General features: G+C 67.1%; 11 protein-coding genes. 7 read left to right on the top strand and 4 right to left on the bottom strand.

From position 1 onward, the window contains the following. Nucleotides 1–128: 128 nt before the first annotated feature. The 3 genes from E5P3_RS10300 (at nucleotide 129) to E5P3_RS10290 (ending at nucleotide 3,671) form a co-directional block, all read left to right on the top strand. Nucleotides 129–1,103, top strand: coding sequence for a serine hydrolase domain-containing protein (locus E5P3_RS10300; RefSeq protein WP_162585882.1), 975 nt, complete (start codon nucleotides 129–131; stop codon nucleotides 1,101–1,103). Between the two features lie 173 nt (nucleotides 1,104–1,276). Further along, on the top strand, nucleotides 1,277–2,314 hold the full coding sequence (locus tag E5P3_RS10295; RefSeq protein WP_162585881.1) for a VWA domain-containing protein: 1,038 nt from the start codon (nucleotides 1,277–1,279) through the stop codon (nucleotides 2,312–2,314). Between the two features lie 151 nt (nucleotides 2,315–2,465). Next, nucleotides 2,466–3,671 (top strand): PAS domain-containing sensor histidine kinase, encoded by a 1,206-nt coding sequence (locus E5P3_RS10290; RefSeq protein ID WP_162585880.1) that lies wholly within the window; start codon nucleotides 2,466–2,468, stop codon nucleotides 3,669–3,671. 18 nt (nucleotides 3,672–3,689) lie between these two features. Here the strand turns inward: E5P3_RS10290 and E5P3_RS10285 are convergent, their stop codons facing one another. Next, nucleotides 3,690–4,601, bottom strand: a complete 912-nt coding sequence (locus E5P3_RS10285) for a protein NO VEIN domain-containing protein (RefSeq protein WP_162585879.1) — start codon at nucleotides 4,599–4,601, stop codon at nucleotides 3,690–3,692. Between the two features lie 167 nt (nucleotides 4,602–4,768). Between E5P3_RS10285 and E5P3_RS10280 the strand changes: the two genes are divergently transcribed. The 4 genes from E5P3_RS10280 (at nucleotide 4,769) to E5P3_RS10265 (ending at nucleotide 8,381) form a co-directional block, all read left to right on the top strand. Beyond that, complete coding sequence (locus E5P3_RS10280) at nucleotides 4,769–6,970, top strand: phosphocholine-specific phospholipase C (protein WP_162589627.1); 2,202 nt, start codon at nucleotides 4,769–4,771, stop codon at nucleotides 6,968–6,970. Between the two features lie 189 nt (nucleotides 6,971–7,159). Then, nucleotides 7,160–7,474, top strand: coding sequence for an ArsR/SmtB family transcription factor (locus E5P3_RS10275; protein WP_162585878.1), 315 nt, complete (start codon nucleotides 7,160–7,162; stop codon nucleotides 7,472–7,474). A 2-nt stretch (nucleotides 7,475–7,476) separates the two neighbouring features. Beyond that, nucleotides 7,477–7,935, top strand: a complete 459-nt coding sequence (locus E5P3_RS10270) for an SRPBCC family protein (RefSeq protein WP_197893953.1) — start codon at nucleotides 7,477–7,479, stop codon at nucleotides 7,933–7,935. 29 nt (nucleotides 7,936–7,964) lie between these two features. After that, complete coding sequence (locus tag E5P3_RS10265) at nucleotides 7,965–8,381, top strand: GFA family protein (protein ID WP_162585876.1); 417 nt, start codon at nucleotides 7,965–7,967, stop codon at nucleotides 8,379–8,381. A gap of 60 nt (nucleotides 8,382–8,441) precedes the next feature. Here E5P3_RS10265 and E5P3_RS10260 read toward each other — a convergent pair whose 3' ends face one another. The 3 genes from E5P3_RS10260 to E5P3_RS10250 form a co-directional block, all read right to left on the bottom strand. Beyond that, nucleotides 8,442–10,388 (bottom strand): WD40/YVTN/BNR-like repeat-containing protein, encoded by a 1,947-nt coding sequence (locus E5P3_RS10260; protein ID WP_162585875.1) that lies wholly within the window; start codon nucleotides 10,386–10,388, stop codon nucleotides 8,442–8,444. Between the two features lie 327 nt (nucleotides 10,389–10,715). Beyond that, a complete protein-coding gene (locus E5P3_RS10255) occupies nucleotides 10,716–11,498 on the bottom strand; it encodes a hypothetical protein (RefSeq protein WP_162584101.1) in 783 nt (260 codons plus the stop codon). Nucleotides 11,499–11,774: 276 nt separating this feature from the next. Beyond that, entirely contained in the window at nucleotides 11,775–11,969 is a 195-nt protein-coding gene (locus E5P3_RS10250) for a hypothetical protein (RefSeq protein ID WP_162585874.1), read from the bottom strand. Nucleotides 11,970–12,035: the final 66 nt, after the last annotated feature.

The raw sequence follows: 12,035 nt of genomic DNA, 5'->3' as shown, positions 1-12,035 counted from the left end.
GATCGATGGCATTGCCAGCCCCCTTGCCCGGCCACCGAATGAAGCAAGACTGCAGCAGGACGCCCTCTCGCCCATCCGCACGCTGGCTCGGTCCGCCGGCCTTGGGTTGCCTGGCGCTGGCAGGTGCCATGTTGCTTTCCCCGGCGTCGGTTCTCGCACAGTGGAGAAGCTCGACACCGCAGGAACAGGCGTTGGATGCGGCCGCGTTCCAGGGCGTTGCTTCGGCCATCGGCGAGGAGTTTCCAGATGTGCAGAGTGCCGCAGTCGCACTGCGAGGCCGCCTGGTCTTCCAGTACCACCGAGACGGGAATCCCGAGGTGCTGCGCAACGTGCAGTCGGTTGCCAAGAGCGCCGTCTCTGCGCTGGTGGGGATTGCCATCAAGCAAGGCCGGATTGCCACCCTGGACGAGCGAGTGACGGCGTTGGTGCCCGAGTGGGATGCGCTCAATCCGGACCCTCGCGCGAGAGACATCACGCTGCGTCACCTGCTGACGATGACCGCCGGCTTCCAGGTGAACGACCCGACGGGCACCGCCTCTCCGGGCCGCGCAGGGGATGCCTGGGCACGGCCCATGGCCAGTGCACCCGGGCAAAGCTTCGCGTACGACAACGCAGCGCAGGCCCTCGTGCTGGAGGTTCTTCAGAAGACAGTCGGCACCGGCTTCGCAGACTACGCGCACGAACAGCTGGTGAAGCCGCTCGGGATGAAAGAGCCGTCGTATCAGCGCGGCTTGAGCTTGCGTACCGAAGACATGGCCAAGCTCGGCCAGCTGTTTCTCCAGAACGGCGTGTGGGAGGGACGACAGTTGCTTCCGTCGTCCTTTGCCGCCGACGCCACCGCCGCCCAGAACGCGGGCGGTGCTCCAGTAGGGTTGTCCTATGGCTACGGGTGGTGGGTGGTGCCCTCGAAGGCGCAGCGGCAGACCTTCCTGGCCAGCGGGTACAGCGGACAGTTCATCTGGGTCTTTCCCGGCCTGGAGCTGGTTGTCGCGGCGACGTCGACTGTGTCTCCCGCAGTCCAAGGCAGGGGCCAGGCGCTGCAATTGATGCGTACGCGCATCTACGACGCTGCGCAGGCGCGCTCGACGGCCAGCGACCGTTGAGCTGTCCCTGAACGTTTCGCGGGAGCGCACCCAGTGAGGAACGATGGCGCCATCACGCGCTGCGATGACCGGGGCAGCGCCGCGCGGTTGCGAAATCGACCCGTCGCAGGCACGATGCTGCTGCACTGCGGAGAATTCCTGCGCATCCGCACGCCGGCGCTGGCCGCACCACCATGTTCTTCCTCTGGCCCGAGTACCTCTGGTTCCTGCTGGCGCTTGCATTGCTGCCTGCGGTGTACGTCTGGCTCCTGAAACGCCGTGGTCATGCAGCCCTGCGCTACAGCAGCGTGGGCATCGTGCGCGAGGCGGCGGCCGGCCGCCAGTGGCGGCGGCACCTGCCGCCTGCGCTGCTCCTGCTGGCCTGCTCGGGGTTGCTGATCGCCGCGGCGCGGCCCGTGGCGCGGGTGCCGCTGCCCTGGGCACGGTCATCGATCATGCTGGCCATGGACGTGTCGCTGAGCATGCGGGTGACCGACGTCAAGCCCAACCGCCTGGTGGCCGCGCAGGAGGCGGCCAAGCTGTTCCTTCGCGACCTGCCCAGGGAGATCGAGGTCGGGCTCGTCACCTTCGCCGGCAGCAGCCAGGTCGCCCAGCGCGCAACGCTGGACCGCGCGTCCGTGATCGCGGGCATCGACGGCTTCCAGATGCAGATGGGCACGGCGGTGGGCAACGCCATCGTGCTGTGCCTGGCGGAGCTGTTTCCGGACCAGGGCATCGAACTCGGCGACATCAACTTCGGCAGCAAGCCGCAGGGTCGCAGCCTGGACGACAAGGCGAAGCCGCCGCCCCGGGCCTTCACGGCGGTGGCGCCGGGCTCGTACGATTCGGCCGCGATCATCCTGCTGAGCGATGGCCGTCGAACCACCGGCGTCGATACGCTGGCGGCGGCGAAGATGGCCGCGGATCGCGGTGTCCGCATCTACGTGGTGGGGCTCGGGACGCTGGAAGGCGACGCTTCGACGCCGGATGGCATGGCCATCTACATGAAGCTGGACGAACCGACCCTTCGCGAGGTGGCGCGGATGACCGGCGGCGAGTACCACCACGCCGGCACGGCAGAGAAGCTGCGCAGCGTCTATGAAAACCTCGGCTCCCGCGTGCAGGTGCTGACGCGGGAGACCGAGCTCGCCGGCGTGCTGGCGCTGCTCTCGGCATTGCTGGCGATGGCGGCGGCGACGCTGTCCCTGCTCTGGTTCGGACGAATCGCCTGAGACGCCGGCCGGCCCACTGATCCCACACGACGGGGAGAGTCAGTCCGACAGCGCGCATACCCCGGGCGACACAGGCTGGAGCATTTACAACGCAGCGCCGGCATGGTTGAAGCACGATGACAGCAACGAACGAGGCGGCGCGCGGTGGCTCATGAACGCACCACCAAAGCGCGCACAGACTCCCGTTGGAGACGCAGACAGCGCCGAACCCGATTCGGAAAGACTGCTGCAGCTGCTCTGGGACCAGGCGCCGGATCACGCCTTCATCATGCTGGACCGGCGGAGCAACATCGCCGGCTGGCGGGGCGCTGCCGAAGCCATGTTCGGCTACGCCGAGGCAGAGGTGCTGGGCAAGCCGCTGGACTTCCTGTTCACCGAGCATGACCGCTCACTCGGCATGCCGCAGCACGAGCGCGACATCGCGGTGTCCGCCGGCCGCTCGGAGGATGACCGCTGGCACCTGCGCAAGGACGGCGCGCTGATCTGGGTGTTCGGCTCGCTGGTGTCGCTCAAGGAAGACGGCCAGCTGGTCGGCTTCGCCAAGGTCGTGAGCGAGCGAACGAACAAGCGCTCGCACGTCGAAACGCTGCAGAACCGGTTGGACGCAGTTAAACGCGACCTGGAAGGCCGCGACATGTTCTTCGGCCGCCTGACGCACGAGGTCCGGAATTCGCTGGCGCCGATCCTGAACGTCGCCAGCCTGCTCGAGCAGACGGACACGAGCGGCCGCAACAAGCTGCCCCTCGCCATCGTCAAGCGCCAGGTCGCCCACATGGAACGCATGATGCGCGACCTGATGGATGTGGCACGGATCGGAGCAGGCAGGCTCCAGCTCTTCAAGGAAGACCTCGATGTCGGCGCCGAGCTGGTCGAGATTGTCGAAACGATACGGAGCCAGGCCGCCAGCAAGCGGCAGGAACTCTTCGTCATCGTTCCGCCGTCGCCCGTGCGCATTCGCGCGGATCGCCAGCGGGTCCACCAGATCGTCTTCAACCTCCTGCACAACGCGATCAAGTACACCCCCGAGGCCGGCCAGATATGGGCGCACTGCACCGTGGAGGCAGACTATGCGGTGATCAAGGTTCAGGACACCGGCGTTGGCATCGCGCCTGAGCTGCTGCCGGTCATCTTCGATCTCTTCACTCAGGAGAACCCGGGTCAGTCCTCCGGCGGCTTCGGCGTCGGGCTGTCGATCGTCAAGGACTTGATCGACGCGCACCACGGCTTCGTGGAGGTCCGCTGCGACGGCAAGGACAAGGGCTCGATGTTCGCCGTGCGACTGCCCCTGCGCGACACGGACGTCGACGAGCGATCACCCGAAAGCGGCTCGCCCATCGAGCCCGGGCGAAGCATCTGACAAACATCGTCAGGGCGCCTATCCGTCCGAGGGGTCGAGTCCGGGCACCTGGTCGATCTCGGCAGGCTTGTAGATCTTGTGCTGGGGTGCCGGTCCGCCTGCGTCCGTGACCACCGCGAGGCGCCAGGGATCTCCCCGCTTGGCGCACGCACGCTCCTCGGCCGAAAGCCTGAAGCCGGCGAAGCCGGGCGCAGTTCCCTTCACTGCGAGCTTGAGCAAGCTGGCACCCTTCTTGTCGGAGACCTCGATGTCGTAGCCGAGCGCCTGGCCCGACACGTTCTCGGTCTTGTATCCATAGCCCGAGAAGTGCCGCGTCAGGTGGTCCATGGCCGCCGCCTGGACCTCTTCGAGGGAGGCCGGGCCGGAGGCAGGCGGCGGCGGGGCAGGAATGCCGCCCCGCGCGCGTGCAGCCTGCACGTCGTCATCGGTCGGAAGCCATCCGCGCGGGCCGCGGGCCAGCACCGCCATTTTCAGGTCGGCATCCCAGGACGCGACGTGCCACTCCTGGTCGTCCGGCACGCGTATCGACACCTTGGCCGACCTGTCGGTCTCCAGCTCGCGAATGGGAACGCGGTTCGTCTGCAACACGGCCCGCACGCCCTGGCCCGCATTCAGCGAGCGCTTGAGCAGGTCGAGGCGGTTGGTGGCTCGCTGCACCTGCGTCGCGCTGCGATCGCCGCCGCCGATGCGGTGTTCGGCATCGAGGGACTCCAGGCAAAACCAACGCCCGTCTGCAGCGACGCTGACGAGCTCCGCCCAGATCGTGGTGATGACCTTGTCGCCCGTTGCCAGCCAGGCGTGGTCGGACGCCTTCTGGCGCGCATCGGGCACGCCCATCCTGGCGATGATGTCGACGGGAGTGCGCTTCTCCCCTGTCAGGCGCTTTTCGTTGATGACCGCGAGTACGTCGGGGTCGACTTCCTTGTCCATTCGAAGTGATTCAGGCGAGTTGAGAACTTTTCGAGTATGCCCCCGCGTCGCATGCACGTCACCGCTCCTTCACGGCGCTGACATCGGCGATGCCTAGTCTTGCCACCCACAACAAGCGGCGCGCGCCCGCTGCGCCGGACAACCCCATCGACGAGGAGAAGAACCCCATGAGCTCGCGCCGCCAATTCATCCAGGGCACCGCCACCACCGGCATCGCCGCCGCCACGCTGGCCGCCTTCCCGCCCAGCATCCGCAAGGCACTCGCCATCCCCGCGCACCACGAGACCGGCACCATCCAAGACGTCAAGCACGTGGTGATCCTGATGCAGGAGAACCGGTCGTTCGACCAGTATTTCGGCACGCTGCGCGGCGTGCGCGGCTTCGGCGACCGCTTCACCATCCCGCTGCCCGGCGGGCGCAAGGTCTGGCAGCAGAACAACGCTGCCGGCCAGCCGGTGCTGCCCTACCACCTCGATTTCACCAAAGGCAACGCGCAGCGCGTCAGCGGCACGCCGCACAGCTGGAACGACGGCCAGAACGCCTGGGACGGCGGCCGCATCGAGCAATGGGTGCGCCACAAGACGCCGGCCTCGATGGGTTACTACAAGGAAGCCGAGCTGCCCTTCCAGTTCGCGCTGGCCAATGCCTTCACGCTGTGCGACGCGTACCACTGCTCGATGCACACCGGCACCAATTCCAACCGCATGTTCATGTGGGCCGGCACCAACGGCCCGACGGGCGCAGGCGTGGCCACGGTGAACAACGAATGGGACTCCATCGATTCCTCGGCGCTGGGCTACGACTGGAAGACCTACCCCGAGCGGCTGCAGGAAGCCAAGGTCAGCTGGATCGTCTACCAGAACATGCCGGACAACTTCGGCGACAACGCGCTGGCCGGCTTCAGGCAGTACCGCAAGGCCAACGAGGCCTCGGGCAAGCCAGTGAGCAATGAGGCGCTCTCGCCCGCCTACGATCCGGCGAGCGACGACGCCGGCAACCCGCTGTACAAGGGCATCGCCAATACGATGCCGGGCCCGCTGGGCGATGCGAACGCCTATTTCGAGTCCTTCCGCAACGACATCAAGAACGGCAGGCTGCCGCAGGTGTCCTTCGTGGTCGCGCCGGCCACCTACTCCGAGCACCCCGGCCCCTCGAGCCCGGTGCAGGGCGCCTGGTACATCCAGGAGACGCTGGACGCGCTGACCGCCGTGCCCGAGGTCTGGAGCAAGACCGTGCTGCTGGTCAACTTCGACGAGAACGACGGCTACTTCGACCACGTGCCCTCGCCCTCGGCGCCCTCGCTCAACCCCGATGGCACGCCTGCCGGCAAGACGACGCTGCGCGAATCGGACATCGCCTTCGAACGCTTCGTCCACCCCAACCCGCCCGGCACCACGAGCCAGCCGAAGCCCGACGGCCGCGTCTACGGCCCCGGCGTGCGCGTGCCCATGTATGTGATCTCGCCCTGGAGCCGCGGCGGCTGGGTCAACTCGCAGGTCTTCGACCACACGTCGATCATCCGATTCCTGGAGAAGCGCTTCGGCGTCAAGGAGCCGAACATCAGCCGCTACCGCCGCGCGGTGTGCGGCGACCTCACGAGCTGCTTCAACTTCGAGCGGCCCAACAACGAGCCGCTGCCGACGCTGCAGGGACGCAAGACCCTGAGCCAGGCCGACGCGCTGCGCGCCGCGCAGCAGCAACTGCCCCAGATCGTCCCGCCCGCGAGCCCGCTGCTGCCGGTGCAGGCCACCGGCACGCGGCCCTCGCGCGCCCTGCCCTACGAGCTTCATGTGAGCGCGCGCAGCAACTCGCGGCAGGGCACGATCAAGCTGGTGTTCGCCAACAGCGGCGAGCAAGGGGCCGTGTTCCACGTCTACGACACGCTGCACCTGGAGCGGCTGCCGCGCCGCTACATGGTGGAGCCCAACGAGCGGCTGGATGACGACTGGGCCGCGATGACGGACAACGCCGGCCTCTACGACCTGTGGGTGCTCGGGCCGAACGGCTTTCATCGCCACTTTAAGGGCGACCTGAACCGCCTGCGCGCGGGCAAGGCGCCCGAGCCGGAGATCCGCGTGGGCTACCACCGGCGCCGCGGCGACCTGCACCTGAAGCTGCGCAACGACGGCGAGCGCGCCTGCGTCTTCACGATCAAGTCGCGCGCCTATCGCAACGACGGCCCCTGGACCGTGCGCGTGAAGGGCGGCAGCGAGGAGGAGCAGCACTGGGACATCGAGGCGAGCGGCTACTGGTACGACTTCGAGGTGACCTGCGATGCCGACCCGGCCTACTACCGCCGCATTGCCGGCCGCGTCGAGACCGGCCGGCATTCGGTGAGCGACCCGGCGATGGGACAGCCGGATCTCTGAGGGCCGGCCGGGCTCCAGATTCGTGCGCTGCTCAGCCTGGAGCAGCAGTGCGGCGGTGCCGGTCAGGACGCGCAAAAACGTCCTTGCCGCGCACATGGGTGGTAGTGCCGCGGCCGCGGCACGCAGACCGATGCCCCGCTTGACATGCAGGCATTTACCTGCATAATCCGCTCACGCACAAACACACGAATGGACGCTGACAAGGTTTTCAAGGCGCTGGCCGACCCGACGCGCAGAAAGCTGCTCGACCTGCTCTGCGAGCGGAACGGGCAGACGCTGGGCGAGCTCTGCGAGCACCTGGACATGGCGCGGCAATCGGTCACGCAGCACATCGGGCTTCTCGAGGCGGCAAGCCTGGTGAGCACGGTCTGGCGTGGCCGGGAAAAGCTGCACTTCATCAACCCGGTGCCGCTGCACGAGGTCTACGAGCGGTGGGTGCGGAAATTCGAACGCCAGCGGCTCAGCCTGCTGCACGACCTGAAGAAACAACTCGAAGGAGAGTGACGATGAGCAAGACCAGCTTCGTTTATGTGACCTACATCCGCTCGACGCCGGAAAAGGTGTTCGAGGCCATCATGAAACCGGAGATCGCGCGGCGCTACTGGGGCCACGAGAACGTCTCCGACTGGAAGCCCGGATCGACCTGGGAGCACGTGCGCGCCGACGAGCAACGCACGGTCCAGGTGGTCGGCAAGGTGGTCGAGGTCGTGCCGCCGGCGCGCCTGGTCATCACGTGGGCGAGCCCCTCGCAGGCGGCCGATCCGGCCAGCTACAGCCGCGTGAGCTTCGACGTCGCGGCGTACGAGGAGATGGTGCGCCTGACAGTCACCCACGACGAACTCGAGGCCGGCAGCGGAATGGCCAAGGGCGTCCAGCAGGGCTGGCCGATCGTCCTTTCCAGCCTGAAGTCCCTGCTGGAAACCGGGCAGGGCATCGATGTCTTCGCCAAGCCCAAGGCGGCTTGATTCATTGGCCTGAACCGGGAGTTGTTCGTATGAGCCTGCCCTACACCGGCGGATGTGCGTGCGGCGCGATCCGCTACGCAACGAAGCACGCGCCCATTTTCCAGAACCACTGCCAGTGCCTCGACTGCCAGCGACGCAGCGGCACGGGCCACGGTTCCTACCTGACCTTTCCCGCGCGGGCGGAGATGACGATCACCGGCGAGGCGACGCATTGGAAAGTCTCGGCCGACAGCGGCAACGTGAAGGATCACGCCTTCTGCCCCGTCTGCGGAACGCCGGTCTACCTGAGCTTCTCAGAGACGCCGGAGCTGATCGCGGTCCATGCGGGCAGCCTGGATGAGCCGGAGCGCTTCGCGCCGCAGGTGCTCACCTACAGCGTGCGCGCGTTGACGTGGGACCCCATCGATCCTTCGCTGAAGGCATTCGAGCGGATGCCACCCGGCTAGTTGTACTGTCCCGCAAATAGCTGCGCACCGCTCGGCGCTTGCATGCATTGCATGCATGCTTCATTGAACAGTCGGGCTACCCACGTGGCCCAGCACGGTGAACATGCCGTCGCCGACGTATTGCAGCTCGATGGTGTCGGACGAGGTGCCGCTGATCGAGCCGCCGACACCAGGGGTGGTCGATGCAGTCGAGGTGTAGATCGTCGCAAGACTTGAGTCCGCCGCCACCCCCACCAGCTTGCTGCCGTCGGCCGAGGAGGCCACCCACCTCCACAACCCCCTGGATTCGCTCGCCCTCCAAGTCGCGCCACTGTCGATCGAGGTGTAGATCGGACTGTCGCGCCATCTCGGCCCCGCCACCAGCTTGTCGCCATCGGCCGAGGAGGCCACCGTCGACCAGCCTTGGTTGGTCTGGCGCTCTTGCCACGTCACTCCGCTGTCGGTCGAGGTATAGATCAGGCCGAGCCAATCCAATGCCACCAGCTTGCTGCCGTCGGCCGACGAGGCGACTGCAATCCAGACTCGGTAAGACTCGCGTGCTGTCCAGCTGACACCGCTGTCGGTCGAGGTATGAATCTGCCCGCCGTCCACGGCCGCTACCAGCTTGCGGCCATCGGCCGAGGAGGCTACCGACTCCCACGGTTGCGTGGAATGGCGCTCTGTCCAGCTTGCGCCGCCATCTGTCGAAGTGTAGATATAGCCCCCGCGCACCACCGCCACCAGCTTGCTGCCGTCATCCGAGGAGGCCAACCCGGACCAATTCCGGCTGCCGGATTCGCGCGCCGTCCAGCTCGCGCCGCTATCGGTCGACGTGTAGATCCGGCCAAACGACACTGCTGCCACCAGCTTGCTGCCGTCGGCTGAGGAGGCCACCAAATTCCAATCCCGGCTGCCGGATTCGCGCGCAGTCCAGCTCACGCCGCTGTCGGTCGAGGTGTAGATCTGCTCATCCGCCACTACCGCCACCAGCTTGCTGCCGTCGGCCGAGGAAGCCACCGCTCGCCAATCCCGCCTGGAATCGCGGGCCACCCAGTGCACGCCAGCGACGGCGCCCAGGTTCTTCGCGTTGACGGCCTGCCCCGCGTTCTGCGCGATCTTCCAGCCACCCAGCCCGGCGCCCTTGACACGCACCAGATCGCCGACGGCGGGGTTGGCAGGCAAGGTCACCACCAGCTGCGCCGTATCGCTGCGGGCGATGTAGCACGTGTTGGACTGCGCCTGCACCGCCGCGCCGGTGACGCCGACCCAGGCGCCGGCCGCGCAGTTGCAGACGTAGCCCGTGGCGCTGACTTCGTCCGCATCCAGAACGCCGTTCGCATTGCTGTCGACCCCCGTGATGACCTTGTTGCCGCCATAGGCGCAAGTCGCTCCCGCGGCCTCGCTGGCGATGCTCGCCAGCATGTTGAGCGCGCTCGCGACGTTGCCGGCGTCCGTGCCGTTGCACACGTAGCCCGTGCTGCTGGTTTCGGCCGCTTCGAGCTGGCCATTGGCGTTGCCATCCATCCCCACCTTGATCGCCTTGCCTCCAGCCGTGCAATATGCGCTGCTGGGTTCGTCGCGCATTTGCACCAGCGTTGCGGAGGAATCCGCAGCACCAGCGCACACGTACTGGGTGCTGCTGACCTCGCTGGCCGAAACCGCGCCATTGCCATCGCTGTCCAGCCCCGCGTCGATGCGTATGCCACCGCTGGCGCAGCCAGTGCCGGGAGCCTCAGCCTTTATTGCCACCAATGTTCTTGTGCTTGCGCCAGCGGTGCCGGTCCCCGCGAGATCGGTGCCTGTCCCCGCGGCACCCGTTCCTGTGTCAGGGATATCGGTCCCTGTGCCAGGGGTATCGGTCATGCCGGTGGTGTGGGTCCCTGGCTCCGTGGCGTCGGTGACCGGGCCCGCAGCTCCAAGAGCAGCCAGCCGGGCGAATCCGCTTCCATCGTCGCCACCGCCGCCACATGCGCTCAACAGCAAAGACAGCATCAGCGTGGCCGAGATGATGAGATGTGGGACTGGCATGATGAATTCCTGTAAGCGGAACCTGCGGCGACGCATCCATTTGCGCCAACATGCACAGCCCAGTGCCGCCCGCAGTTCCCAGGCGAAGTTTCGCGATCCCTGACGGATCTGTTCCTGATGCGCAACAAAAAACGAGAATCTCGATTCGGGCTTCTGCCGCGCCGCGAATGACTTCTTTGCGGCGAGTCGATCAGCGCCGATCGAGCAGCACCAGGCGCGCCGTCAGATCGCCCGCCGCCTTGCCGGGAAAGGCCACAGCCGCCCTCGATACGCTCCAGCGCGTCGACGTGGCCGACGGCGTGCCTGGATTCCGGAGTTGGTGGGCAACTAGCAATTGGCGCGTATGCCGCGTATCACCGCCGCATCGCGGACCCGCTCCGTTTCCACGATGGCAGTCGCCTCGCAGCGGGCAATCGTGGCCCTGTAGCTGTAGCGAGCCTCTATGCGGCTGCCATCGAGACGGCGGACGGACCGCAGGACGAGCGGTTGCCGCAGCGAGCCGTAGAACCTCGACATGCCGACAGGGTCGAACGCGCCGACGCCTCGCTTGGCGGGCGCGACCAGGGCGGCAGCGGCATGGCCGTCGCCGATGGAGAGCGCGCGATAGAACTGCACGACGGTCTCCAGGGGAACATCGCTCGCGCGCTTCGCGGGCTCTGCGGGCTCTGCGGGCTCTGCGGGCTCTGCGGGCTCTGCGGGCTCTGCGGGCTCTGCGGGCTCTGCGGGCTCTGCGGCAATGGTGATCGGGGTGGTATCGCGGTGAGGTGGTGCCTGGGTCGTTGTGGCCTGGACCAGGGGCTCGGGCGGCGGATGCACGACAGCGACCGCCGCGGGTCGCGCGGGGACAGGGCGTTGCGCGTGGGTACGGCTCACATGCCAGAGCACGAAAGCGGCGGACCACAGGAGCAGCAGGAGCGACACCCACACCGCGGGTGGGTCCAGTCCCTTCGCCAGCGCCACAAGGCTCATGCCTACCCGGGGCAGCAGGCGCTGCGGCGCGGCCGGCAACCGGCGCGGCGGCAGCGGCGCATTGCGCACGCCCGGATGCACGCCCGGATCACACGAAGCGGCCGAGAGCCTTCCGGCACAGCGGCGACAGTAGATCGCCACATCCCTGTTGAGGGTCTGGCATGCGCCACAGGTCTGCGCCATGGGTCACTCCCGTCCGAAGCCTGGATCGAGGGACGATCAAAGAACCTCGGCGGCCAACGCCCGATCGGAGCGCGCGGACATGCCATGTAGGAAAGCGCCGACGCCATGCGGCGCGCAGCGGCGAGCCGGACGGCAGAGCAATGCCGCCCCCGGCTGGTCCTGTGTCCCAGGGCCTCAGGGCCTCAGGGCCTCAGGGCCTCATAGGGCCACGCAGCCAGGAAGTCGAAAAGGCCCCTACCCCCGCGTCAGCACCGTCCGCACCGCATAGCCGTTGCGGTACACGCCCTCGATCGTTCCGGCGACCGGGTCCTTGGGCGAAGCCGTTACGTACCGCTCGTCCGAAGTCCGGTACACGATGACGGTGCGGTCTTGCGCGCTGAGCGTGCGGGCGACGCCGGTGGCCTGGTTGAGCGTGCGGTAGGTATTCATGAGGTCCCTCTTTGGCGGACAAATGCTAAACCGAAGGTACTCAATTCAGACCGATCCTGGCCCTCG

This window comes from Variovorax sp. RA8, from assembly GCF_901827175.1.
Taxonomy (GTDB): domain Bacteria; phylum Pseudomonadota; class Gammaproteobacteria; order Burkholderiales; family Burkholderiaceae_C; genus Variovorax.
This window is presented reverse-complemented; position numbering and strand designations above follow the sequence as displayed.